Origin of the sequence: Pseudooceanicola sp. HF7 (assembly GCF_011806405.1) — a bacterium.
Classification (GTDB): domain Bacteria; phylum Pseudomonadota; class Alphaproteobacteria; order Rhodobacterales; family Rhodobacteraceae; genus Pseudooceanicola.
In genome coordinates this window covers 18,581-42,932 of sequence record NZ_JAATOW010000032.1, presented here as the reverse complement: position 1 = coordinate 42,932, position 24,352 = coordinate 18,581, and the positions used below count along the sequence as shown (strand labels likewise).

The following is a 24,352-nucleotide window of genomic DNA, read 5'->3' as shown; positions in this document are numbered from 1 at the left end:
AGGCGCGTTAAGGATGTGGAAAGCCCGCCGGCGGAGGGGAGGCCGGCGGGCAGACAGGAGGGAGCAAGAACGGGCGGGGTGTCAGGCCGCCGCGGTCTTGGTGTCGCGGGGGGCGGAGTAGATCGGGATGCGGATGCCCTGGCCGAAGCTGGTGACGATCACGTCATCCGGCGCGCCGATGGCGGCCAGCTTGGCCCGGATGCGGCAGGTATAGACATCGATGATCTTGGGATCGGGTTCATCCTGCCAGGCGTAGAGCTGCATCATGATCTGGTCGCGGGTCACGATGGCCCCGTTGCGCAGCATCAGCATCTCTATCATCTCGTATTCCACGCGGGTCAGGTGGATCGGCATATCGCCGTAGTGCAGCGTCATGGCCGACAGGTCCAGTTGCAGCAGGCCCGACTGGATCACCGGCATGCAGAAGCCCGCGGCGCGGCGCACGTAGGCCCGCAGGCGGCTGGCGATCTCTGGCGCCTTGTTGGGCCATTCGATCACGTCATCGGCCCCACGTGTCAGGAACTCTGCCCGGATGGCCTGGGTGTCGCGGCGCGAGACGATGCAAATCACCAGTTTCGGATGAGCCATGCGCAGTTTCGACACCAGCTGGGCCGCCGACATGTCCGGCAGATCCGGGTCGATCAGCACCGCATCCTGTTCCGCTGTGCTGGCATATTCGAGCGTCTCTTCGGCATTCGCCGCTTCGGTGACGTAGAACCCCTGCTTGAGAAGGGCGTGGGAAAGGCCGGCAATGTTCCAGGTCGTATCGGTCACGAGAAGGCGCATCTCAGGTCTCCTGTTCCTGTAGAAGCGACGATGGAAGGAAGAGGGAAACTGCCCGACGATGCCAAGGGCGCTACCCCGGCCCACACCGTCAAACGTTTCGGAAAAAATGCGGCTTTTGCCGCGGGTGCCAGGCGCGCTGCGGAAGATCGCCTTCCAGTGGCGCAGCCCGGCTCTGGCATAATGAATACAGTATTGAACGCGCCCTGTCGCCAGAATTGCGCAAATCAGGGTTGTTTTTCATATAGTTGGTTAACGTTCTCTTGAACCTGCTTGCGGCAGCGCGTGCCCGTCCCCACATCCAGGCCAGCCAAGGATGGAGGAAACGCGATGAAATGTCCGGTGGATGGAAACGACCTGCTGATGACCGCCCGGCAGGGGGTTGAGATCGACTATTGCCCGAAATGCCGGGGCATCTGGCTGGACCGCGGAGAGCTGGACAAGATCATCGACCGCGCCGGGGCCGAGGCCGCGCCGGAGCCCTACAGCCCGCCGCGCCCCGCCACGCCGCCGCGCGAATATCGCGAGCCCTATTACCGAGAGGATCAGCGCTATGACCCGCGCCACTACAAGAAGCGCAAGAAGAAGAAGAACCTGCTGAGAGAGATCTTCGACTTCGACTAGAGCGCGGGGCCCCTGCCCCAGCCGGGGTCCGGGCGGCCCCGGTCAGGCCCGGGCCTGTACCAGGTGAACGCGGCCGGGGATCATCAGACCCTGGTCCGTGTCGAAGGCCGCGAAGGCCGGGCGCAGGCGGTCCATGATGGCGTCAAAGTCGGCCTCGGTGCCGTTCTTGTCGGTCATGTGGCGTGAAATCGGCCCAAGGTGCTTGCAGAACTCCAGCCCGGCCTCGAGCCCCTCGGGGATGACCAGGGGCACCTCATGGGTGTCGATCTCCACGCCGGTGAAATGCGCGCCCTCAAGGATGTCGCGCACCCGGGCGGGCTCACGGAAGGCCAGCGGGCCGGGGGCATCGGCGGGCTTGGGCTCTGCCGGGCCAAGCTGGGCGACGGCGGCCTGCATGGGCAGGTCGAACCAGGGGTTGCCCTCTGCCCAGCAGGCAAAGACAAGGCGGCCGCCGGGGCGGATCAGCCGCCGGATGTTGACGAAGGCCGCCACCGGATCATCAAAGAACATCACCCCGAAACGCGACAGCGCCAGGTCGACGCCCTGCTCCGGCGCGGGCTGGGTCTGGGCATCGCCCTGCAGCGCCTCTGCGTTGTCCAGGCCTTCTTCGGCGAACCGCTTGTTGGCATGGCGCACCAGCGGGCCCGAGATATCCAGCCCCACCGCGTAGCCCCCGGGCGCGACGGCACGCGCCGCCATGATCGTGGTGGCCCCCGCGCCGCAGCCGATGTCCAGCACCTGCTCTCCGGTGCGCGGCGCGGCGGCGTTCAGCACCAGCTCTGCGACGCTGTGGTTCATCCGGTCCAGCGCCTGCTGGTGGGTGATCCATTTCACCCCCGGCGCATCGTTCCAGTAAAGCTTCTGACCCGCGTTTGCTTCCGTCATGGCATTGCCTTTCCCGTTTGCAGCCGAAAGGTAGCCTGCCCGCGCGCTGACACAAGTCGGGATCCTGCGTCAGCGCGAGGACATGCCGAGCAAAGCGGCGCCGGAGGGGTGCAGGCGCTCAGGATGCCGCCCAGCGCGCCTTGCGATCGGTGACCCGGCGCACGAAGACGTAGAAGCTGGGCACCATGAAGACCCCGATGAAGGTGGCCGCGGCCATGCCGCCCAGCACGCCGATCCCGATGGCGTTCTGCGCTGCCGCGCCCGCCCCGCTGGCGGTGGCCAGGGGCACGACCCCCAGCATGAAGGCGAAAGAGGTCATCAGGATCGGGCGCAGGCGCATCCGTGCGGCCTGCACCGTGGCCTCGACCAGCCCCTTGCCCTGTTCCTCAAGGTCCTTGGCGAATTCCACGATCAGGATGGCGTTCTTGGCCGCCAGGCCGATCGTGGTCAGGATCCCCACCTTGAAGTAGACGTCGTTGCTGCCCCCGGTCACCCAGGCCGCCAGCAGCGCCCCCAGGATGCCCACCGGCACCGCCAGCATGACGGAGAAGGGGATCGACCAGCTTTCATACAGCGCCGCCAGCGACAGGAAGACCACCAGCACGGAGAGCGCATAGAGGTAGGGCGCCTGGTTGCCCGATTGCTGCTCCTGGTAGGACAGGCCGGTCCAGGCCACGTCGAAACCGCCGCCGATCTGCGCGACCAGCTCCTCCATCGCGGCCATCGCATCCCCCGAAGAGGTGCCGGCGGTCGGCGAGCCCGAGATCGACATCGCCGAGGTGCCGCCGTAGCGCGCCAGCGTCGGCGAGGCAGAGACCCATTCCACCGTCATGAAGGAGGAGAACGGCACCATCTCTCCGGCGCTGTTGCGGGCGTACCAGCGTTCGATGTCCTCTGGCTGCATCCGGTAGGGCGCGTCGGCCTGCACGATCACCGGGCGCAGGTTACCGTTCATGTTGAAGTCGTTGACCTCGGACCCGGAGAAGATGATCGACAGCAGCGCGTTCACCGAGCTCATGGAGACCCCGAAGCTTTCGGCCTTCTGCTGGTCCAGGTTGATGCGCAGGACGGCTTCGTCCTCGTCCCCCGAAACGCGCAGGTTCTCTGCCCGCCCGTCCTCTGCCACGGCGCTTTCCAGCTGGCTGGCGGCGTCGCGCAGGGCGCCCAGCCCGTTGCCCGCCTGGTCGATCAGGTAGAAGCTGAAGCCGGAGGTATTGCCCAGCCCCGGGATCGCCGGCGGCTGCATGAAGAAGATCTGCCCGGCCCGGTTGTTGTAGAACCGCCCGTTGCCGCGCGCGACAAGATCGCCCGCCCCCATGCCTTCGCCTTCGCGGTCCTCGAAATCGCGCAGCTTGACGAAGATCATCGCAGCGTTCTGCCCCGAGCCGCCGAAGCCGAAGCCCAAGGTGTAGAAGGTGCTTTCCACCGCGCCGGTTTCCTGGTTGCGCAGGTAGTCGTCGATCTCCTCGACCACGGCCTGGGTCTGCGCGGTGGTGGAGCCCTCTGTCAGCCGCACGATGACCAGCATCACGCCCTGGTCCTCTTCCGGCAGGAAGGAGGAGGGCAGCCGCGTGTACAGCGCAGAGGCCCCGATCGCCACGCCCAGCAGAACGATCAGCATGAGGAAGGGTGCCTTCAGCAGGCGGCCCACGCTGCCCGTGTAGCCGGCGTTGATGCGGTCGAAGGTGCGGTTGAACCAGCGCGCGGGCGCAATGCCGCCGCCCGCCTTCGCCGGGCGCAGCATGGTCGCGCAGAGCGCCGGGGACAGGATCAGCGCCACCAGCGCCGACAGGACCATCGCGGTGATGATCGTGACGGAGAACTGCCGGTAGATCACCCCGGTCGAGCCGCCCATGAAGGCCATGGGCAGGAAGACCGCAGAGAGCACCAGCGCGATGCCGATCAGCGCCCCGGTGATCTGGCTCATGCCCTTGATGGTGGCCTCCAGCGGGCCAAGGCCCTCTTCCTCCATCACCCGCTCGACGTTCTCGACCACCACGATGGCGTCATCCACCAGCAGGCCGATGGCCAGCACCATGGCGAACATGGTCAGCGTGTTGATGGAGAAGCCGGCCGCCGCCAGCACCGTGAAGGTGCCCAGCAGAACCACCGGCACGGCGATGATCGGGATCAGCGTGGCGCGCCATTTCTGCAGGAAGATCAGGATCACCAGCAGCACCAGCACCACGGCCTCGATCAGCGTGTGATAGACCTTTTCGATCGACAGCTCGACGAAGGGCGAGGTGTCATAGGCATATTCGATGTCCACGCCCGCGGGCAGCGCCGGCGCAAGCCGGTCCAGCGTGGCGCGCACGGCCGCCGCGGTATCCACCGCGTTGGCCCCGGTTGCCAGGTTCACGCCGAAGCCCGCCGCGTTGGAGCCGTTGAAGAAGGAGTTCGACCCGTAATCCTCCTGCCCGATCTCGACCTTGGCGACATCGCCCAAGAAGACCGCCGCGCCGTCCTCTTCCGTTTTCAGCAGGATCTGTTCGAATTCCACGGCAGAGGTCAGCTGGCTTTGCGCAGTGATCGTGGCGGTGAACTGCTGGCCCTGCGTGGTCGGCATATCCCCCAGGGAGCCCACGGAAACCGTGGTGTTCTGGGCCTCGACCGCGTCGGTCACGTCCTTGGGCGTCAGCTGGTATTGCGACAGCGCCAAGGGATCCAGCCAGATGCGCATCGCGTAGCCGGAGCCAAAGGCGTTGATGCCCCCGACCCCTTCGGTGCGCTGCACCGGGCCGGTCACCATGTTGTCCAGGATGTCGCCCAGCTCGATCGTGGAAAAGCGCTTGTCCTTGGACACCAGCGCACCCACCAGCAGGATGGCATCTGAGGATCGCGTGACGGTCACGCCCCGGGATTGCACCCTACCGGGCAGCTGGCCTTCCACCTGGCTGATCTTTGACTGGACCTCGTTCTGGGCATCGACCGCATCGACGCTTTCATCGAAGGTCAGCGTGACGCTCGCGGAACCCTGGCGCGAGGAGGAGACCATGTAGAGCAGCCCGTCGATCCCCGTCAGGCTGTCCTCGATCACCGATGTGACGGAGTTCTGGACCGCATCCGCCGTCGCCCCGGAGTAGCCGGCAGAGATGCGGATCGTTGTGGGCGCGATCTCGGGGTATTGGGAGACCGGAAGCCGGGTGAAGGAAAAGGCGCCGGCCAGCATGGTGACGATGGCCAGCACCCAGGCGAAGACCGGGCGGTGAATGAAGAAATTGACCATTCCCTGTCAGTCTCCCGCGCTTTCAGGGGCATCCTGCGCGGCGTCGCGCACGATCCCATCTGCGTCGATGGTGACCGGCACCGGGGCGATCTGTGCCCCGGCGGCCAGGTTGCGCAGACCGTCGACGACCAGGCGTTGCCCGTCCTCGACGCCGGCGGTCACGATCCAGGCGTTCTGATAAGCGCCCTGCGTTGTCAGGGTGACCTGCCGGGCGGTGCCGTCTTCTGCGACAAAGGCGGTCAGCGTGCCGTCCGAGCTGCGCGAGGTGGCGCGCTGCGGCACCAGGATCGCCTCAATCTTGCCGACCTCTGCGGTGACGCGCAGGAACTGGCCGGGCATCAGCAGCCGGTCCGGGTTGTCGAATTCAAAGCGGAAATCGACCGTGCCGGTAGTGGTGGAAACCGCCGTCGACGGGGTCACCAGCGTGCCGGTCCCCTCGTAGATCCGGCCTGTTTCCAGGACCAACCGGATCTCAACCTTGTCGCTGGGTTGCAGGGCGCCGGATTCCATCCGGGCGCGGTTGCGCAGCATCCGGGCAGAGCTTTCCTGCACATCGACATAGATCGGGTCCACCCGGGTCACGGTGGTCAGCGGATCGCTCTGGTTGGCGGTGACCAGGGCGCCGACGGAATAATCCGAAAGCCCCACGATCCCGTCGATGGGGCTGCGGATCACCGTGCGGTCCAGGTTCAGCTGGGCGGATTTGAGCGAGGCCTCTGCCGCGGCAAGCGTGGCCTGGGCAGAGGCCAGCGTGGCATCGGCCCCGTCCCGGTCCGCCTGGCTGATCGCGGCCGAGGTCAGCTTGTTGTAGCGATCCACGGTGGACTGGGCCACGGCCACGGCAGAGCGCGCACTGGCGCGCTGCGCCTCGGCGGCCAGCAGGGCCAGGTCATAGGTATCGGTTTCCAGCCGGAACAGCACATCCCCCGCCGCGACCCGCGTGCCGGGGCGATAGGCGATCTCTTCGATGATGCCTTCGACGCGGGGGCGCACCTCCGTATCGTCATGGGCCACGGCGCGACCGGGCAGCGTGACCGTGTAAGGCACCAGGCTTTGCTCAAGCGTCACGACGCCCACCTGCGCAGGGCCCCCGGCCCCGCCGAACTGCGCCCGGACCTGTGCGGGAAGTACCAGCAGCACAAGGCAGGCCAGCAGCAGCCAGCTGACGCCGCGCAGGGTCACCGGCGTGAAGGGCGCGCGATGTCGGGCGGCCGCGAACTGCGTAACATTACTTGGGGCGGTCATTTCTTCTCCGGTTGCTTGGGTCCGGGGCCTGTGGGGGCTCCGGGCACCTGACTAACACGATGCGCGCCGGTATTCCCGTCGCAATGAAGTGAGGATTTCCCCCGAACGCCCTGCAAACCCGGGTCCGCAAGGAAGGGCATGCCCGAAAAGCAGCACACCCCGGCACGGGAAACGGCCCCGGCGCGGAACGCCGGGGCCGATGCAGACTTCGGATGTTTCCGTAAGACGGGCTCAGAAGGTCTTGGTCAGCTCGACCAGGAAAGTCCGGCCGGGCTCATTGTAGGTGTTGGCACCGGCTTTGTTCGAGGTGCCTTCACGATAGATCCGGGTGTCGAAGATGTTCTTGATCCCGGCGGTCACCGTCATGTCATAGGGCTCGTAGGTATAGGAGGTGGTGACATCGACCAGCGTGTAGGGAGAGCGCGGCCTCGGATTGGTGACCTCTTCGCCGTTGGTCACGGAGATCCTCGGGCTGGGCGTTTCGCCGTAGTGGGTTGCGCCGATGGTCAGGCTCCAGTTGTCCGTCACCTCGTAGTCGAGCTCGGTGTTGATCGTGTAGTCAGGCACCAGCGAGAGCGGCTGACCGGTCGAGCGGTTGACCGAGTTGATCATGACCGTGGCGTTGGTGCTCCAGCCGAGGCGGTCATTGATCGGCACGAAGAGGTTGCCCTCCAGGCCCTCGACCATGGCGCGGGGGATGTTGACCCACCTGAAAACCTGCGTCGTCCCGATCACCGCTTCCGGCTCCAGCGAGGCCTGGATCTTGTCGCGGTATTCGTTGTGGAAGTAGGTCAGGCCTGCGTTGAGACCGGAGTCCGTTTGGTAGTTCACGCCCAGCTCGGCGTTCACGGAGGTCTCATAGGTCAGGTCGGGGTTGCCGAGGATGACACAGCCGCCGCCCAGGTTCGGATAGGCCACCGGGCACCCGTTTCCCCTGGTCCGGTACACGTAGTCGGGATTAAGCTGGTAGAGGTTCGGCGCCTTGAAGGCCCGTCCGACACCGGCCTGGATCGTCAGGTTTTCGGTGGCCTCGTAGGTCGCGTTCAGGCTGGGCGACAGGTTGACGCCCACCTCCGAATGCCAGTCCATCCGCAGGCCCGGGGTCAGGGTCAGGCGGTCGCCGACCAAAATGTTGTCTTCGGCATAAAGGCCGATCTGGTGGGAGTTCATCCGCGTGTCGCGCTGCGACGGATCCGTCGTCGTGCCCGGGATGTCCACGCCGCCGGTGGTGGCGCCGCTGACCGAAGACGGGTCATACATGAACTCGCCCCGGTATTCCGCGCCCAGGGTAAGGGTCTGGTTGTAGCCCATGAACTGCGAGGGCAGGTTCCATTCGGTCTTCGCGGTGACGTTGTTCAGCAGGGTGGTGACGAATTCGGCATCGCCCGGGATCAGGCCCTCACGACCGCCGGACGCGCCTTCGGACAGGCGGGAGTTGTCGGTGTGCTCGTACTGGATGTAGCTGAGGCTGTCGCCGAAGGAATAGGACCCCTCGTGGATCAGGGCCAGGACGGTCCGCTGCATCACGTTGGTTTCCGTGCCGATCAGGTCAGTGGGGACACTTTCGATGTCCTGGAACAGCGCGTCACCGGCATATTCGTTGCCTTGGCGGCTGTAGGACAGCTCGAAACCCAGCGTGTTGGCGCCGTCGAGCTCATATTCGAACAGGTTCGAGAAGTCGACGTTCTTGACCCCCTCGCGGCCCGCGGCCACGCCGCTGTTCTCATCGGTGGCTTCCGCGTTGATGTCGGGGGAATCGCCCGCAGTCTGGTTGTAGCTCAGGTAGGTCCGGTAGGAGAGCCGCTCGCTGAGCGGGCCGGAGGTGAGGACGTTGGTCCGGAAGGTGTTGCCCTCGTCGCTGTCCTGCTTGACCTCCCCGTAGAGGCTGACGGTGGTGGTGGGCTTGTCGGGGCGCTTGGTGATGATGTTCACCACGCCGCCCGCGGAGCCGGAGCCGTAGCGCGCGGCCGCCGGGCCACGGATGACCTCGATCCGATCGATGGCTTCCGCCGGAACCCAGTTGGAATCGCCACGTGTGTCACGCTCGCCCGAGCGGCCCATGCGGACGGAGTTCCGCGACAGGACTGGGCGGCCGTCGACCAGGATCAGGGTGTTTTCCGGGCCCATGCCGCGCAGGTCGATCTGGCGGTTGTTGCCGCGCTGGCCGGTGGTGGTGTTGCCGGTCAGGTTGGCGCCGGGCATCCGGCGCACGGCTTCGGAGACGTCGTTGGAGACCGGGCGGCGCTGCAGGTCCTCGCCCGTGATCAGCGAGGAACCGGGCGCCTGCTTCAGCTCATCGGATGCGGCCTGGACGATGATCGGGTCAAGGACGATGACTTCACCGTCATCGCCCAGGAAGACCATATCCTCTGCGGTATTGATCGCATCGGGTGCGTCCTGCGCAAAGGCAGGCAGGCCGGCCAGCAGAAGGGCCGACGTGGTCATGGTAAGAAGGCTCCGGACGGACGGCCGGTTCAGCGGCTTCATGGTAATCCCCCTAGGACTATTGCGTGGAAAGGCCGAGGACGTTCTTTCTGGCAATACGGGAGGGGATCCCGGGCTGGAGTGACGATGACCTATAGCGCGGGGGATAGGCGCCATAGGTATCCGAGTAAATCGCTCAGGAAAATTCCTGACAAAAACACTATGCCTGTGGCGGGGCTGCTACATCTTCCCGCGATGATTGCATAAAGTCGCGAATTTCCCGTGTGATTTCAGGTATCTGCACAAGCGATACCAGGTCGGAGTGGTGGCAATCCAGGTCCAGCACATCGACCCCGCCACAGTGTTCTTGCCACAGCTGCGGGCTGCGGCCGGTGCCCGCGTGATCGCGGGTGGCATGCACATGCAGGACCCGCGCGCGGACGGGGCGCTCCCTGTGGCTGCGCACCAGCCGGTTGGTCTGCTGGACGGAGCGCACGACCCCCTGTTGCACCGCGCGCGGCAGATGGCCCAGCGGATGGCCCGCCTCGCGCAGGAAGCCCAGGATATCCTCCCGGCTGACCAGCTTCGGATAGGCATCCGGATCATGACCGGCGATCGCCAGCAGGGCTCGGATCGCCGCGCCCTCGTCCGGCTCCGGCTCGTCGCGCCAGCATTGGGAGGGATAGGCATCCAGCAGCGCCAGAAGGCCCAGGTGGCGGCCGCGGGCCTCCGCCTCGGCAGCGATGGCATGGGCGATGATGCCGCCAAGGGACCAGCCCATCAGGTAGAGCGGCCCCTCCGGCGCAAGGGCCTCGATCCGGTCGCAATAGGCCCGCGCCAGGCTGTCCAGGTCCGCCGGCAAGGGAGCGGCGGGATCCAGCAGCGGCGATTGCAGCCCGACCAGGTCCACCCCCGGCAGATGGGCGGCGAAACCGCGATAGCACCAGGCGATGCCGCCCGCCGGGTGGATGGCAAACAGCTTCGGCCCCGCCGTGCCGCTGGAAAGCTGCACCACCGGGCCAAGCCCGTCGTCATGGGCCGCGCCCTGCTGCTCCAGCCGACGGGCCAGGTCGCAAAGCACCGGGGCCTCGAACAGGGTGCCCAGGCCCGGATCGCTGCCAAAGACCTCCTCTATGCGCAGGCTCAGGCGCACCGCCATCAGGCTGTCCCCCCCGGCGGCAAAGAAATCGGTCTCCGGGGTGACGCGGGACAGGCCCAGCACCTCTGCGTAAAGCGCGCCAAGGCGGCTTTCCGCGCCCGGCGCCAGCGGGCGGACGGGGGATGCGGCCTCTGCCTGCGGGGCGGGCAGCGCCTTGCGATCCAGCTTGCCCGAGGGGTTCAGCGGAAAGGCCGTCAGCGGCACGATGACGGCGGGCATCATCATGGCGGGCAGCCGGGACGACAGGGCGTCGCGTATGGTGGCGGGCGTCGCGCCCTCTTGCGCGATGACATAGGCCACCAGCCGGTCCCGCCCGGCATGATCGGGCAGCGCCAACACGGCGGACTGGGCGACAAGGCCGGTGCGGGCCAGGGCATCCTCGACCTCTCCCAGCTCGATCCGGACGCCCCGGATCTTGACCTGGAAATCGGCACGGCCCTGGTAGGTGATCGTGCCATCCGGCGCCATGGTCGCCAGGTCACCGGTGTCATACATGCGCGCGCCGGGGTCGAAGGGGTCTTCGGGGAAGCGTTCTGCCGTCAGTTCGGGCTGGCCCAGGTAGCCGCGCGCCAGTTGGCGCCCGGCCAGCCAGAGCCGCCCGGTCACCCCGTCGGGCACGGGCCGCAGGCGGTCATCCAGCAGGTAGCAGCGGGTGTTCCAGACCGGGGTGCCGATGGGGACGGAGGCGCCTGGCTCATCCCCTTGCCCCTCACGGAAGGTCACGTCCACGGCAGCTTCGGTAGGCCCGTAAAGGTTATGCAGCCGCCCGGTGATCACCTGGTGGAACTGCCGCGCCAGGGTGACCGGCAGTGCCTCTCCGCTGGCAAAGACCTTGGGGATCGCCAGCCCCTTGGCAGCCGGGGCCGCCAGGAAGAGCGCCAGCATGGAGGGCACGAAATGCAGCACGGTGATCTGCTGATCGCGGATGATCCCGGCCAGCGCCACCGGATCGCGATGCGCGCCGGGCGGGGCCACCACAAGCGTCGCACCGGACAGGAAGGGCAGGAAGAACTCCCAGACAGAGACATCGAAGGTCGCCGGCGTCTTCTGCAACACCCGGTCGCCCGGGCCGATGCCATATTCGGCCTGCATCCACAGCAGCCGGTTCACGATGGCGCCGTGTTCGATCACCACGCCCTTGGGCGTGCCGGTAGAGCCGGAGGTGAACAACACATAGGCTGGATCCCCGGGCCGGGGGCCTTCGGGCGTGGCCTCTTCGCCCTCGTCCCAATCCTCGGGCGGCAGCACGGGGGCGTCACTTGCGGCGGCGTCGAAATCCGCCTCTGCCAGGATCAGCTTGGGCGCGGCGCGGTCCAGCATGTCCGCTCGGCGGGCCGAGGCATCTTCGGGATCCAGCGGCACATAGGCCGCACCGCAGCGCATGACCGCCTGCAACGCCAGGATCAGCGCGACCGAGCGTGGCAGAGCCACGGCCACCGTATCCCCCCGCCCGATGCCGCGCGCGGCAAGCCGGCGGGCCAGGGAAATGCTGCGGCGGTCCAGCTCTGCATAGCTCAAGGTCTCTGCGCCGAAGACCAGCGCGGGGGCCTGTGGTGTCGCCGCGATCTGCGCCTCTGTCAGGGCGGCAAGCGAGGTCTCCGGCACCGGGTGGTCGGTGGCATTGCGTGTGGTGACGTGACGCTGGTGTTCTTCTGGCGTCAGGGTCGGCAGATCCAGCAAGCGGTCGGCCGAAAGGGCGTTTTCCAGGAAGGCTGCCAGCCGGGCGGCATGGCCGCGGGTCGTCGCCTTGGAATAGAGCGCGGGGTTGGCATCGCATTGCACCAGCAGGCTTTGCCCGTCGCCCCGGAAACAGAAGGTGATGTCATCGACGGAGCCCGCGCCGAGGATCTGCAGCTGGCTGTCCAGCCCGGCCAGCTTCGGCGTGGCATCGAAGGGCAGCACGTTGACAAGCGGCCCGTGCAGGCGGCGCTGCCCGCCAAGCCGGCCCAGCTCGCGCCGCAGGGCCTCTCCGCGGTACTTGCCGTGACGGCGCAGGGCCGCCATCGCCGCGCCGCTTTCCTTCAGCCAGTCGGCCAGCGGCGCCTCTTCATCGACCACCAGGCGCAGGGGCAGCACGTTCACCAGGGTGGAGGGCACCCGCGCCGCCTTCGATCCCATGCGGTTCATCAGCGGCACGCCCAGCACAACCTCACGCGGGGCCCCTTCCTGCCCGGGAACGGGCGGAAGGCAGCGGGCGGTATAGGCCGCGCTCAGTGCGCAAAGCACATCGGGCCAGGACAGGCCGGTATCGGCGGCCACCCTGCGCAGGCGTTCCAGCGTATCAGTGCCCAGTGCCACCTCGTGCCGGTGAAACCAGGCAGAGGCGACGGGATCACCCGGGGCCATCCCCTCTATCTCCGGCAGGTCCTTCAGGGCCTCCAGCCAATAGGCGCGATCCTTTTCGCGCTTCGGGGCATCGCGGTAGCGGGCCTCGGCCTCGATCGCCTGTTCATAGGGGGGGAAGCCATCCTCTGCCGGGCTGCCGGTCACGAAGGCGTTGTAAAGCGCGGCGATGCGGTTGGTGATCAGCACCATCGCATAGCCATCGGCGGCGAGGTGGTGGATGCGTTCGCTCAGCACGTGGCGGTCCGGCGCGAGGGTCCAGAGAGTGAAGCCCGCGATCGGTCCGGCGCGCAGGTCCACGGGCGCCTGGGCCTCTGCCAGGATCGCGGCGCGGGCGCTGGCCTCTGGCGTGGGATCGTCCGAGAGGTCGCGGAACGCCAGCCGGGGCGCGCCACCGGGTTCCAGCCATTGCACCGGGCCCTCGGCCGTTTCGGCAAAGCGCAGGGACAGGCATTCGGCCTCTGCGCAAACCTGATCGACCGCGCGCGCAAGGGCGGCGCGGTCCAGCGGCCCCTCCAGCCAGAGCGCCTGACCGGTCATGAAGGTGGGTGAGCCGGGATCGCGGCGCTGCGCGTACCAGATGCCGTCCTGGGTGTCACAGAGCGGCCGGGCGGCCGCCGGGTAGCCCTGCGACTGCGATACCAATTGCTTCACCGGACTGCTGCCTTACCCGCTGCCGGGCCCGTCTGGGCCGCTTCGGCAATGGCCCACCATTCCTCAAGCGTCTCCGCCTCCATGAAGCGCGAGAAATCGAGGCCCTCGATCTTCTCGCCCCATTTCATCAGCAAGGTCATCACCTGGATGCTGTCCAGCCCCAGGTCGACAAGGCTTTCCTGCGGCTCCACCTCATGGGGCGGGATACCGATCTGTTCCGCGATATCGGCCTGCATCTGCGCATGGCCAAGCAAGAGCTCATCCTGGGTCATATCTTTTCTTCTTCCGTTTTGCGGGCCTCGGCCGCTTCGGCCTTCAGCACCTCTTCGCGCAGCTCGGCGCGCAGGGTCTTGCGACTGATCTTGCCCACGGCGGTGGTGCCGAACCCCGTGACGAAGCGGATCTCGTCCGGGGTCTTGAAGGGCGCCACCTGGCGCGAGCGCATGAACTTGCGGATATCCACCGCCCGCAGCGCCTGCCCTTCCTTCGGCAGGATGAAGGCGGCAATGCGTTCGCCCAGCTTGGCATCGGGGATGGAGACGACGACCGCATCCAGCACGGCGGGATGGGCGACCAGGTGATCCTCCACCTCTTCGGCGCTGATCTTCTCTCCGGCGCGGTTGATGTGATCCCCGGCGCGCCCCTGCACCGTCAGGTGGCCAGAGGGGTGGCGGATCACGATATCGCCGGTGCGATACCAGCCGTCCTCGAAGCTGCGCTCGTTGGCGGCGGGTTCGTCGTGATAGCCTCGGATCGTGTAAGGGCCACGGGTCAGCAGGTGCCCGGGGGTGCCATCGGCCACCGGATTGCCCGCGTCGTCCAGCACGCGCACCTCGTCATCCGGGCTGATCGGGCGGCCCTGGGTTTGCGTGATCGTGGCTTCGTCATCGTCAAGGCGGGTGTAGTTCACCAGCCCCTCGGCCATGCCGAAGACCTGTTGCAGCGTGCAGCCCAGCACCGGCTTCACGCGCCGCGCGCTTTCGGGCAGGAACTTCGCCCCGCCCACCAGCAGCACCTTGAGAGAGGCCAGGTCCCGCGCGGTGCGCGCGCCCCCCGCCTTCTCTGCCGCATCCAGCCAGAGCAGCGCCAGCGGCGGCACCAGCCCGGTGATAGTCACGCCTTCTTGCCGGATCAGCGGAAAGGCCGCGTCCGGCACCGGAGAGGGGAAAAGAACCACCCGCGCCCCGGCATAAAGCGCGCCGTAGCAGCCCGGAGAGGACATGGTGAAATTATGGGCCACCGGCAGCACCGCGCCATAGACGCTGTCTTCGGTAACGCCGCAGATCTCGTTGCTGGCCCAGAGCGAATAGATGTAATCGTCATGGGTGCGCGGGATCAGCTTGGACATGCCGGTCGACCCGCCAGAGATCTGCAGGAACGCCACGCTCTGTGGATCGGGGTCCTCAGGCAGGGTCGCGGGGTCGCCCGCGATACTGTCGAAACCGGTCAGCGCGCCGGCCTCTCCCACGATGAAGGCGTCGCGCAGCCCGGGGATCTCTTCCAGCATCTGGGCGGCAAGCCCCGCGTGATCGAAGCCGTCCAGCCGGTCATGGGTGATCATCGCCACGGCCTGCGACTTGCGCAGCAGGTGCGCGATCTCCGTCCGGCGGTGGGCAGGCAGCGCATAGACCGGCACCAGCCCGGCGGCGAACAGGCCGAAGGCGGCATGGAAGAAGGCAATGCTGTTGCCCAGCTGGATCAGCACCCTGTCGCCGGGGGCATAGCCGCGCTCCAGCAGCCCCGCCCCGAAGGCCTGCGCCCGGGCGGCGAAGTCACGGTAGCTTTCCTGCCGCGCCCCCTCGCTGAAGGCGATCCGGTCGCCATGCTGCGCGCCGATCCGGCGCAACATGGCCGGGAAGGTCTCTCCCCGCCAGTAGCCGCGCGCCTTGTAAAGCGCGGCAAGATCGTCGGGCCAGGTCTGCGTGACCGGAAGAAGGGAAGAGGTCATGGGATGGGTACTCCGGCAGGGAAACCGGCCGCGCAATCCCTGCGCGGCCGGGGGTCTTGGTCTTACATCTTCGGAGTGATGCGGGTGACCAGGTCGCCCTTGGGGTCGTCATCGCCCGAGCGCTTGTTGACCACCAGGACGCCGCCCTTGGAATCCACCGCCAAGTGGTTCGGGAAGGTGCCGACATCAAGGTTGCCGACAACCTCTCCGTCGGCATTGATCACCACCACCGTGCCGGAGCCGCGCACTGCCACGTAGGCCAGGCCGCTTTCCGGGTCCACGGCCACGTTCAGCGGGCCGGAGCCGACGGGAACGGACTTGATCAGCTCACCGGTTTCCGCATCCAGGATCGACACGTCGTCAGAGCCGGAGTTCGCGGTGTAGATCCGGTTGCGTGCGGTATCCTCGGCCACGCCGATCACGCGCTCTGCGCCGGGAACGTGGAAGACCTTCTGCTCTCCCGTGCCCAGGTCGAGCACGGCAACCTCAGAGGTACCCAGACCGGCCACGACCAGCTTGCCCGCTTCGGCGTCCAGCGACAGGGAGGCGGTACCGAAGGTCTCGCCGCGTTGGCCCGTCTGGATCTCGATGGTGTCGACAAGCTCAAGGCTGTCGGCATCGAAGACCGCGATATTGGGCGTAAAGGTAGCCGAGACATAGGCCTCGCCGCCGTAAAGCACCACGTCGCGCGCATGGCTGACGGTGCCCGAATCGAACTGCTTGATCAGCGAGAGGTCATCGGCGGCATAGACCGCGACCGTGTCCTGGCGGGTGTTGGTCACCCAGACCTGGCCGCGGATCTCGTCCACGCCGATCCCGTAGGCCGCGAAGACACTGCCCGAGGAACTGCCCTCTTCGGGGGCCTCGGCCGGGCTCACGCTGGCCAGCACCTCAAGCGAATCGATATCCAGCTTGGCGATGTAGCTTTCCGTGACCGGCGGGCGGCCGTTGGCGGCGGCCACGTAGACCGCATTCAGCTCAGGCGCTTCGGCCACCTGGTACAGGCCACGGACGCCCTTGTGGCTGTCCACGGTGAAATCCTCAACGCCGATCGGGCCCAGCACCGGGGCGACGCGCACGTCGAAGGTGGTGGCAAAGGCCGGGTTGGCGAATTCCGCCACCACCGGGTAGGCGCCCGGCGCGGCATCTTCCGGGATGGTCACGGTCAGGCGGAACTCGCCGTTCTCATCCGCGCTCACCGTCTCGCCCAGCTGTTCGCCGTTCTGGCGCAGGGTGACCTGCTGCCCCGGGGTCAGGCCACGCCCGCCCAGAAGGACCTCGCTTCCCGGGACGATCGGACCGCGGCTTTCGCTGGAGGCGCCAAGACGCCCCTCGAAACTGCCCAGCTCTGCAAAGGGCTCTGCCTGGGCGGCCACGGCACCAAGCGCCAGCGCGCCGGCCATGGCGGATGCCTTCAGCCAGCCCCGAATGCTTTGGGAGCACTGTTTCATGAATACGACCTTTCGCTGCAAGGAGGCAGATCTGATCCGCCCTCCGGAAATATGCTTGCCCTGTTTGCTGCAGCGTGGCTGTGGCTCAGTCGTCAGCCCCAGGGGCTGTGCACGGGGCCAGGGCCGGTCCCGCGTTGCCTGCCCGTGGCGCGTCAAGGCGCGCCCGACCCAGGACGATCGCCGGCAGGATTAATAATCCCGACCAAGATAGTCAACTAATGCCGGGCGAGGAAAAGGCTCACGATTTCGCGGGTTAGGCTTGGCCCGTCACGCCAGGGTCAGCGCCCGCCGCGAGGGCCGCGACCCTGACGGAGCGGGTGAAGGTCTCTCCATGGCTGAGGCCGGGAAAGACGGTGAAGGCACCGGGATTGCCCGCCCGGGCGAAGGCCGCGACCAGCCCTTCCAGGGCATCGGGCGGCAGGGCGGCGCGCATCTTAAGCAGCGGCTGGGCGGTGGGATCGCTGGGCTGGCTGGCCCGTTCGCGCTCTGCCCCGCCGGTGTGAAAGGCGATGGGGGCCTGGGGGCGCTGCCCGGCCTCCAGCGCGGCGTGCAGTCGGGCCAGGTAGCCCGCGTGATTCCACCAGAGCGCCGGGCTGGCCGCGATGAAGCCGCTGAAGAGGTTGGGCGGGCCTGCAAGCAGCGCCGCGCGCAGCACGAAGAGCCCGCCGTAGGAATGGCCCCAAAGCTGCCGGGCGGTGGGATCGGCGGTAAAATGCGCCTCTGCCGCCGGGATCAGCTGTTCGGTCAGGCGCTGCCAGAAGGACGGCGCGCCCCCGGCCGGGCGGCCGCGCGGATCGGTCGCCTGCCCTTCCGGCGTGTAATCCCGCGTCCGCTCAAGAGAGGCGAAACGCTCTGCGCCCTCGTGGCCCAGGCAGATCAGCACCGGGGCGCCTGGTCCCGGGATCGCGTCAAGCGTGGCGGCGTCCAGATCCTGTGCGGCGGCATTGCCATCCAGGTACCACAGGGTCGCGCGCCCCGCCGCCGGTGCGGGCCCGTCCGGCAGGAAAAGCGTCAGCCGGTGATCCGCGCCGGGGCGCGGCGCGGGAAGGCTTAGCACTGTCTTGCGGTATCGCGCCACGCGGGGGTCTCCTGTTGCGTTGCTTCACGCCTGCCCCGGAAGACAGCCCCGGGCAGGTTCCCTGCGGCCTAGCCTTCGGCGCGACGGGCGGCAAGCCCCCTCAACGCGCGCCCAAAACGCAGCCATTGCAGCACCCCGGCATTGCTGGCGCCCGCACCCAGCCTATATATTTCCTGGTCCGGCCCCGCCGGACAGCCACTGAAACACGCGACCAAAGCAACGCATGGCCCGTCAGGGACAGGCCGGAGGACCAGGATGGGATATGTGAAGACAGGCCTGTTGATGGCCGCCATGACCGCGCTCTTCATGGGGCTGGGCTACCTGCTGGGGGGCGCGGGCGGCGCGATGATCGCGCTTGTGATCGCCGCCGGGATGAACGTCTTCACCTGGTGGAACTCCGACAAGATGGTGCTGAAGATGCACAACGCCCACGCGGTGAAACCCGGAGAGGCCGGGAACCTGCAGGCGCTTGTCCATGAGCTGGCCGCCAACGCGGGCCTGCCCAACCCGGCCGTCTACATCATCGACAGCCCCCAGCCCAATGCCTTCGCCACCGGGCGCAATCCCAGCAATGCCGCCGTGGCGGTGTCCACCGGCCTGCTGCGCAGCCTCAGCCGCGAAGAGCTTGCCGGGGTCGTGGCCCATGAGCTGGCCCATATCCGCAACCATGACACGGCGATCATGACCGTCACGGCAACCTTCGCCGGTGCGATCTCCATGCTGGCGAACTTCGCGCTGTTCTTCGGCGGTTCCCGTGAACGGCTGGGGCTGATCGGCACGCTGGCGATGATGATCCTCGCGCCGATGGCCGCCGCGCTGGTGCAGATGGCGATCTCCCGCACCCGCGAATACGCCGCGGACAAGGCCGGGGCGCAGATCTGCGGCAACCCGCTCTGGCTGGCCGGCGCGCTTGAGAAGATCGCCATGGGCGCGGCGCGGATCGATAACGAAACAGCCGAGCGGAACCCCGCCACGGCCCATATGTTCATCATCAACCCGCTGCATGCCCACAAGCGCGATGCGCTCTTTTCGACCCACCCGGCGACGGAAAACCGCATCGCCGCCCTGCGCGCCATGGCCGGGCAATCGACGCAAGAACGCCAGGCCCCGCGCCCGGCGCCCCGCCCGCGCCAGGCAGAGGACAAGGCGGCCAGGGATGCACATGCCTCCGTGCCGCGCGTCTCCCGCCGCCGCCCGCCGACGGACAGCAACGGCCCTTGGGGCTGAGTTGGCTGAGGTCCGACACACCGGACAGACAGCGCCAGATGAAAAGGGGCAGGTGCCACGCGGCCCTGCCCCTTTCGGTTTCAGACCTCAGGCCACAGAGGGATCCTGCCAGCCCTTCTGGTGATAGGCACTGTGCCAGAAATGCCATTCGTGCCAGCAACTGCGGGCAAAGGCGCGCTGCATCCGCGCCCGGCAGGCCTCGTCCCCTTCGGCGGCAAGCCGGTCGGTCAGCGCCAGCATCCGCTCCACGCCCTCGGCAAAGCCCTCGCCCGAATAGGTATCGATCCAGGCGCGATAGGGGTTCTCCGGCGCGGCTTCCCGCGCGATGCCCTGGCCGATCTCATGGTAGATCCAGAAGCAGGGCAGCAGAGCCGCCACCCCTTCCGCGAAATCCCCAAGCGCGGTAGAGCGCAGCAGGAAAGAGACATAGTGATCGCAGGCCTCTGACACCGGCGTGGCCTGGAACTGCGCCGCGCTCACGCCGAACAGCCCCATGTAATGGCCGTGCAATTCCCGCTCCACCGCGATGGCCCCGGCCGCCGAACCGGCCAGCTGCGCCACCGCCTGCGGATCCACCGCCTTGGAGGCCGCCAGCGACAGGCCGCGCGCGAAACCCTCAAGGTAGTGGGCATCCTGGATGATGTAGCCGCTGAAGACCACGGGTGGCAGGCTGCCTGCCGCGAGCTCCCGGTTGAAGGGCATGTCGCGGATACGGGCCTGCAGGTCCTCTGTCGCCTGCCAAAGCTGGTCTCTGAAACGCATGTCATTGTTCCTGTTCGTGAAAGTGATGCACCGGGCCGTGACCGGACCCGACGTCCAACTGACCGGCGCAGGCGATCGCGCCGGAGATATAGGTCTTTGCCGCCGCCACGGCCTCTGGCAGGGCAAGTCCCGCGCCCAGGTGCGTGGCCAGGGCAGAGGACAGGGTGCAGCCGGTGCCATGGGTGTTGCGCGTGGGCTGGCGCGGGGCGGCGCGCCATTCCGCGCCACCGGGCCAGATCAGCAGGTCGGGGCTTTCCGGCCCCTCAAGGTGACCGCCCTTCAGCAGCACGGCGCCGGGGCCCAGGGCCAGCAGGGCCTGGGCCTGCTCTGCCATCTCCGCGCGGTCGCGCGCCTCTGCACGGCCCAGCAGATCGGCGGCCTCCGGCAGGTTGGGCGTGATCACCCGGGCCAGCGGCAGAAGCTCTGCGCGCAGGGCCTCCACCGCGGCGGCCTCCAGCAGGCGATCGCCGCTCTTGGCCACCATCACCGGGTCCAGCACCACGGGGCAGTCTAGCCCCGCCAGCCCCTCGGCCACGGTGCGGATGATCGCGGCGCTGCCCAGCATGCCGATCTTGATCGCATCCACGCGGATATCGGCGCGGATCGCCGCCAGCTGGGCCGCGATCATACCCGTCCCGACCAGTTCGACCGCGCGCACCCCTTGGGTGTTCTGCGCCGTCAACGCCGTCAGCACGGACATGGCGTAGCCGCCATTGGCAGAGATCGCCTTGATATCGGCCTGGATTCCCGCCCCGCCGGAACAATCGGAACCCGCGATGCTCAGGATATTCGGGATCATGCGCCCCTCCATGCACTCAAAAGGTCCGCCGCCGCGGCCTGCATGTCCTCCGCCCGCGAGATGGCCGACACTACGGCCAGCCCGGCCCCGCCCGCCGCGCGCACCGCTGCGGCATCGGCAACGGTGACGCCACCGATGGCAAGACAGGGCAGATCCGTGGCCCCGGCGATCCGGGCAAAGCCCTCCGGCCCAATGGGCGGCGCGTGATCGGCCTTTGACCTTGTGGCATAAAGCGGGCCGACGCCCAGGTAATCGACCCCCTGGGGCACGCGGGAAAGTTGGGTGGGATCCTCGACCGACAGGCCCAGGATCATCTGAGGGCCGATGCGGTCGCGGATGCGGGCCGGATCGCCATCGCCCTGGCCCACGTGCAGGCCCGGCGCGCCGATGGCCCGGGCGACCTCCACCCGGTCATTGACGATCAGCGCCGCGCCCTGCTCTGCCAGCAGCGGCATGAGCTGGCGGGCGAGTTCGGCGAAATCGGCATCCGACAGCGTCTTGTCGCGCAGCTGCACCCAGCCCGCCCCGCCGCGCGCCGCCGCCAGAGCCTGATCAGGCACCGTGGCAGGGGCGGCGGCATCGGTGATGAAACAAAGGGGCGGGATCATGCGGGCACAGCCAGCTCGACCTGCGCGCGCGCCGTCAGGACCTGCGGGTCCAGATCGTACAGCGCATCCAGGAAGGCCACCTGGAAGGAGCCCGGCCCCCGCGCCGTCTCTGCCGCGATCTCACCGGCTAGGCCGAAGCAGGCCAGCGCCGCCACCGTGGCCTCGAAAGGCGGCTGATCGACGACGAAGGCCGCGATGACCCCGGTCAGCGAACAGCCAAGCGCGGTGATGCGCGGCATCATCGCGTGCCCGTTGCGCACCCGCGCCTCCCGCTGGCCATCGGTGACGAAATCCACCGGGCCGGTGACCGCCACGACGCAGGATTGCGCGCGCGCCAGGGCCCGCGCGGCGGCCTCTGCCGCGGCGACCGGATCGGCGGCATCCGCGCCCTTGCCTGCTGCCTCAGCGCCGGACAGCGCCAGGATCTCAGAGGCATTGCCCCGGATCACCGTCGGGCGATGCGTGAGCAGCCGCGCGCCCAGGTCGCGCCGGAAGGCCGTGGCGCCCACGGCCACCGGATCCAGCACCCAGGGGCGCCCCGCCGCCCGCGCCGCTTGCGCCGCCAGCTCCATGGAGGTCGCCCAGGGACCAGAGACCGTGCCTATGTTGATGCTGAGCGCCGAGGCAATGGCGGCAAATTCCGCCACCTCTTCCTCTGCATGGACCATGGCCGGCGATGCGCCCACCGCCAGCATGACATTGGCCATGACGTTCATGGCGACGAAATTGGTGATGTTCTGAACAAGCGGCGCGCCCTCGCGCATCCGCTCCAGCGCTTTTCCGGTATCCTGCATCTTCGGTCTCCTCACTCGGATGACGAAGACAGGACCGGACAGAAGGCACTATCGCGCGGGGGCAAGGCGTTCTGTCTGCGCCTCCCTCCGCCAGCATTATCTGGTTCAGGTTCAAAGGGTACGTCTCAGCCCGGTTTCCCGTGCGCCCCCGTCGCAATAACACCCCAGCCCTCGCATGGAGGGCCGGGGACAGTCAACCACCTGGCGGCCCGTCAGGTGCGCCGGGATGGCCTTGGCTCAGCCAGCCGCCTGAACCGAGGCAAACAGGTCGAAGTAGCGCCGCTTCACCTCTGCCGGGTCGCAGCCCAGGGCGACCCTGACCGGGGCGCGGCCCGCCGCCGGACCCGTCGCGCGCACCGTGCGCCCGATCTCTTCGCCCTCCAGCACGACGGAAAGCGGCGTGACCTCGCAGTCCAGAAGGTCGGGCATCAGGCAGGCCATCACCGCCATCGGATCATGGAAGCCGCAGCCGGCCTCGCCCTTGCTGTGGTAGAAGGCCAGGTAGAAATGGCTCATCTCCTGCAGGAAGGCGCCGTGTTCCGGGTCGATCCGCGCCAGTTCGCGGAAGTCCTCTGCCGTGAGCAGGACCTGCATGGTGACATCCAGGCCGACCATGGTGATATCGGCGCCGCTGGCCAGCACGATGTCCAGCGCATGGGGGTCATGCCAGGTATTGGCCTCTGCCACGCCGCTGACGTTGCCGCGCGCATCCAGCGCCCCGCCCATGAAGACGATGCTCTTGATATTGGTCGCGAAATCGGGATCCAGGCGGATCGCCTCTGCCACGTTGGTGATCGGGCCGATGGGGCACAGCACGATCTCTCCGGGGGTTTCGCGCGCCATGCGCACCAGGAATTCCGCAGCCGTTTCCTCCAGCGCCTTGCCGCTGACCACCGGGGCCGGGATATCCCCAAACCCCTCCGGCCCGTGCACGATCGCCGCGGGCTCGAAGGGTGGCAATTCCAGCGGCTTGCCCGCCCCTTCGGCCACCGGCACGTCCAGCCCGGCCCGTTCCACCAGGCAAAGCGCGTTGCGGGTCGCCTGTTCCACCGTGACATTGCCGAAGACCGTGGTCAGCCCGACAAGCTGGATCCCGGGGTGCAGGGCCGCGTAAAGGATTGCCAGCGCGTCATCCACGCCCGGATCGGTATCGATGATCAGTTTCATGTCTTGTCCATCTGTAGAATGTGCCGCGCCCTGCTGCGGGCGGGGTCACCGGGGCCAGAACGCCACGGCGGGCCGCGACCGGCACTGGATACCAGCGCCCGCAGGGCGGCACCAGAGGGCCCCCACGCCCCCTAATTCTGGTGCCCTATTTCAGGCCCGCCTTCACCGCCGTGGCGATGGCCCCGCGAAACCACTTGTGCGCGGCGGCGGCATGGGTGCGCAGGGTCCAGACCATGTCCACCTCGAAGGGGCCGGGCACCGGGCAATCGGCGACATGCAGCATCGGCGACACCGTCTGGGAAAACCGCCGGGGCACCGTGGCCACCAGGTCCGTCCCCTCGATCAGCGCCTCGATCCCCACCGGATCGGGCACCGTGATCGCCGGCACGATCTCCACCCCGCAGGCGGCCAGCGCCCGCACGTAGCTTGACGCCCAGCCCCGGCCGTAGACGATGCCGACATGCCGCGCCCCGGCGTATTCCGGCAGGGTCAGCGCGCCAGAGGCCAGCGGGTTGTTGCGGTCCATCAGGCAGACGTAATGCTCCGACACCAGGTTGCGGCGGTAGAACCCCTCGATATCCGGGCGCATGGGGCCCAGCAGCACATCGGCCTCTCCGCTTTGCAACTGGCTGGGACCATCGGTGCCGGAAGGGATCACGTTCAGCTCCACGCCCGGGGCCTCGCGCCGGATATGGCGCGCGATCAGCGGCAGCAGCCAGCGCCGTTCGTAGTGATTGCAGCTAAGCGTGAAACGATGGCGCAGCGTCTGGGGCGCGATCTCTGCCGGGCTGATCAGCCGCGCGTAGCTTTCCAGGATCCCCTCGGCCTGCGCCACCACGTCGTTGCAGCGCTCCGTCGGGGTGATCCCCCCGCCCCGGCGCAGGAACAGCGGATCACACAGGGCATCGCGAAGCTTGTCGATCGTGTAGCTGACCACGGATTGGCTGACCTCCAGCTCATCGGCCGCCCGCGAAAAGGAGCCCAGCATATGAACCCGCATGAGGATTCTCAGCGCCGCGAAATCCAGCTTGTAAGGATCGAAGGACATGGCCCACCCCGCCTGGTCGAGTCAGTGTGAAATCAGTTTTCTCGATTTCATATATCTACGGCATCTGATTGTGAAATAAAGCCGGGGATGCAACCCCCGGAGACGCGCGTTAATCGGGAGGAGCAAA

Annotated in this window: 18 protein-coding genes and 1 riboswitch; of the genes, 2 read left to right on the top strand and 16 right to left on the bottom strand. The window is 67.6% G+C overall.

The features are described from left to right. Positions 1-81 precede the first annotated feature (81 nt). Positions 82-786 carry a response regulator transcription factor gene (locus HCZ97_RS15830; RefSeq protein ID WP_167689859.1) on the bottom strand — a complete coding sequence of 235 codons (705 nt, stop codon included), beginning with the start codon at positions 784-786 and terminating at the stop codon, positions 82-84. Positions 787-1,113: 327 nt separating this feature from the next. Here HCZ97_RS15830 and HCZ97_RS15825 point away from each other — a divergent pair, with 327 nt between their 5' ends. Then, positions 1,114-1,407 carry a zf-TFIIB domain-containing protein gene (locus HCZ97_RS15825; protein ID WP_167689857.1) on the top strand — a complete coding sequence of 98 codons (294 nt, stop codon included), beginning with the start codon at positions 1,114-1,116 and terminating at the stop codon, positions 1,405-1,407. Between the two features lie 42 nt (positions 1,408-1,449). Here HCZ97_RS15825 and HCZ97_RS15820 read toward each other — a convergent pair whose 3' ends face one another. From HCZ97_RS15820 to HCZ97_RS15780, 9 genes are all read right to left on the bottom strand, one after another. Then, positions 1,450-2,292, bottom strand: coding sequence for a class I SAM-dependent methyltransferase (locus tag HCZ97_RS15820; RefSeq protein ID WP_167689855.1), 843 nt, complete (start codon positions 2,290-2,292; stop codon positions 1,450-1,452). 118 nt (positions 2,293-2,410) lie between these two features. Then, complete coding sequence (locus tag HCZ97_RS15815) at positions 2,411-5,518, bottom strand: efflux RND transporter permease subunit (RefSeq protein ID WP_167689853.1); 3,108 nt, start codon at positions 5,516-5,518, stop codon at positions 2,411-2,413. A 6-nt stretch (positions 5,519-5,524) separates the two neighbouring features. Then, on the bottom strand, positions 5,525-6,763 hold the full coding sequence (locus HCZ97_RS15810; protein ID WP_167689851.1) for an efflux RND transporter periplasmic adaptor subunit: 1,239 nt from the start codon (positions 6,761-6,763) through the stop codon (positions 5,525-5,527). Positions 6,764-6,994: 231 nt separating this feature from the next. Continuing rightward, positions 6,995-9,208: a FepA family TonB-dependent siderophore receptor gene (locus HCZ97_RS15805; RefSeq protein ID WP_167689849.1), complete on the bottom strand. Its 2,214-nt coding sequence runs from the start codon at positions 9,206-9,208 to the stop codon at positions 6,995-6,997. Between the two features lie 199 nt (positions 9,209-9,407). Then, complete coding sequence (locus HCZ97_RS15800; protein ID WP_254871563.1) at positions 9,408-13,334, bottom strand: amino acid adenylation domain-containing protein; 3,927 nt, start codon at positions 13,332-13,334, stop codon at positions 9,408-9,410. A gap of 5 nt (positions 13,335-13,339) precedes the next feature. Continuing rightward, the gene (locus tag HCZ97_RS15795) at positions 13,340-13,615 is read right to left on the bottom strand and encodes a phosphopantetheine-binding protein (RefSeq protein ID WP_217701797.1); all 276 of its coding nucleotides are present in this window, start codon (positions 13,613-13,615) and stop codon (positions 13,340-13,342) included. After that, entirely contained in the window at positions 13,612-15,291 is a 1,680-nt protein-coding gene (locus HCZ97_RS15790; RefSeq protein ID WP_167689847.1) for a (2,3-dihydroxybenzoyl)adenylate synthase, read from the bottom strand. The genes HCZ97_RS15795 and HCZ97_RS15790 overlap by 4 nt, the downstream gene beginning before the upstream one ends. Before the next feature lie 62 nt (positions 15,292-15,353). Continuing rightward, positions 15,354-16,742, bottom strand: coding sequence for a YncE family protein (locus HCZ97_RS15785; protein WP_167689845.1), 1,389 nt, complete (start codon positions 16,740-16,742; stop codon positions 15,354-15,356). Positions 16,743-16,995: 253 nt separating this feature from the next. After that, positions 16,996-17,820, bottom strand: coding sequence for an alpha/beta hydrolase-fold protein (locus HCZ97_RS15780; protein ID WP_167689844.1), 825 nt, complete (start codon positions 17,818-17,820; stop codon positions 16,996-16,998). 255 nt (positions 17,821-18,075) lie between these two features. On the opposite strand from HCZ97_RS15780, the gene htpX reads away from it, so the two are divergent. After that, positions 18,076-19,047 carry a zinc metalloprotease HtpX gene (htpX, locus tag HCZ97_RS15775; protein ID WP_167689842.1) on the top strand — a complete coding sequence of 324 codons (972 nt, stop codon included), beginning with the start codon at positions 18,076-18,078 and terminating at the stop codon, positions 19,045-19,047. An 87-nt stretch (positions 19,048-19,134) separates the two neighbouring features. Here htpX and tenA read toward each other — a convergent pair whose 3' ends face one another. From tenA to HCZ97_RS15745, 6 genes are all read right to left on the bottom strand, one after another. Beyond that, entirely contained in the window at positions 19,135-19,809 is a 675-nt protein-coding gene (tenA, locus tag HCZ97_RS15770) for a thiaminase II (RefSeq protein WP_167689840.1), read from the bottom strand. 1 nt (position 19,810) lies between these two features. Next, entirely contained in the window at positions 19,811-20,608 is a 798-nt protein-coding gene (thiD, locus tag HCZ97_RS15765) for a bifunctional hydroxymethylpyrimidine kinase/phosphomethylpyrimidine kinase (RefSeq protein ID WP_167689838.1), read from the bottom strand. Continuing rightward, complete coding sequence (gene thiE / locus HCZ97_RS15760; RefSeq protein WP_167689836.1) at positions 20,605-21,216, bottom strand: thiamine phosphate synthase; 612 nt, start codon at positions 21,214-21,216, stop codon at positions 20,605-20,607. The genes thiD and thiE overlap by 4 nt, the downstream gene beginning before the upstream one ends. Then, positions 21,213-22,010, bottom strand: coding sequence for a hydroxyethylthiazole kinase (gene thiM, locus HCZ97_RS15755; RefSeq protein WP_167689834.1), 798 nt, complete (start codon positions 22,008-22,010; stop codon positions 21,213-21,215). The genes thiE and thiM overlap by 4 nt, the downstream gene beginning before the upstream one ends. Before the next feature lie 65 nt (positions 22,011-22,075). Continuing rightward, positions 22,076-22,170: riboswitch (TPP riboswitch) on the bottom strand. A gap of 77 nt (positions 22,171-22,247) precedes the next feature. After that, positions 22,248-23,177 carry a nucleoside hydrolase gene (locus HCZ97_RS15750; protein ID WP_167689832.1) on the bottom strand — a complete coding sequence of 310 codons (930 nt, stop codon included), beginning with the start codon at positions 23,175-23,177 and terminating at the stop codon, positions 22,248-22,250. 145 nt (positions 23,178-23,322) lie between these two features. Continuing rightward, positions 23,323-24,225 carry a LysR family transcriptional regulator gene (locus HCZ97_RS15745; protein ID WP_167689830.1) on the bottom strand — a complete coding sequence of 301 codons (903 nt, stop codon included), beginning with the start codon at positions 24,223-24,225 and terminating at the stop codon, positions 23,323-23,325. Positions 24,226-24,352 lie beyond the last annotated feature (127 nt).

Excerpts from the sequence above, each read along its gene's own strand:
- HCZ97_RS15830 (WP_167689859.1), bottom strand. The coding sequence starts at position 786 with ATGCGCCTTCTCGTGACCGATACGACCTGGAACATTGCCGGCCTTTCC.
- thiD (WP_167689838.1), bottom strand. The coding sequence starts at position 20,608 with ATGATCCCGAATATCCTGAGCATCGCGGGTTCCGATTGTTCCGGCGGG.
- htpX (WP_167689842.1), top strand. The coding sequence starts at position 18,076 with ATGGGATATGTGAAGACAGGCCTGTTGATGGCCGCCATGACCGCGCTC.
- HCZ97_RS15810 (WP_167689851.1), bottom strand. The coding sequence starts at position 6,763 with ATGACCGCCCCAAGTAATGTTACGCAGTTCGCGGCCGCCCGACATCGC.
- HCZ97_RS15790 (WP_167689847.1), bottom strand. The coding sequence starts at position 15,291 with ATGACCTCTTCCCTTCTTCCGGTCACGCAGACCTGGCCCGACGATCTT.
- HCZ97_RS15825 (WP_167689857.1), top strand. The coding sequence starts at position 1,114 with ATGAAATGTCCGGTGGATGGAAACGACCTGCTGATGACCGCCCGGCAG.
- thiE (WP_167689836.1), bottom strand. The coding sequence starts at position 21,216 with ATGATCCCGCCCCTTTGTTTCATCACCGATGCCGCCGCCCCTGCCACG.
- HCZ97_RS15745 (WP_167689830.1), bottom strand. The coding sequence starts at position 24,225 with ATGTCCTTCGATCCTTACAAGCTGGATTTCGCGGCGCTGAGAATCCTC.
- HCZ97_RS15785 (WP_167689845.1), bottom strand. The coding sequence starts at position 16,742 with ATGAAACAGTGCTCCCAAAGCATTCGGGGCTGGCTGAAGGCATCCGCC.
- HCZ97_RS15750 (WP_167689832.1), bottom strand. The coding sequence starts at position 23,177 with ATGAAACTGATCATCGATACCGATCCGGGCGTGGATGACGCGCTGGCA.
- HCZ97_RS15815 (WP_167689853.1), bottom strand. The coding sequence starts at position 5,518 with ATGGTCAATTTCTTCATTCACCGCCCGGTCTTCGCCTGGGTGCTGGCC.
- tenA (WP_167689840.1), bottom strand. The coding sequence starts at position 19,809 with ATGCGTTTCAGAGACCAGCTTTGGCAGGCGACAGAGGACCTGCAGGCC.
- HCZ97_RS15820 (WP_167689855.1), bottom strand. The coding sequence starts at position 2,292 with ATGACGGAAGCAAACGCGGGTCAGAAGCTTTACTGGAACGATGCGCCG.
- thiM (WP_167689834.1), bottom strand. The coding sequence starts at position 22,010 with ATGCAGGATACCGGAAAAGCGCTGGAGCGGATGCGCGAGGGCGCGCCG.
- HCZ97_RS15805 (WP_167689849.1), bottom strand. The coding sequence starts at position 9,208 with ATGACCACGTCGGCCCTTCTGCTGGCCGGCCTGCCTGCCTTTGCGCAG.
- HCZ97_RS15795 (WP_217701797.1), bottom strand. The coding sequence starts at position 13,615 with ATGACCCAGGATGAGCTCTTGCTTGGCCATGCGCAGATGCAGGCCGAT.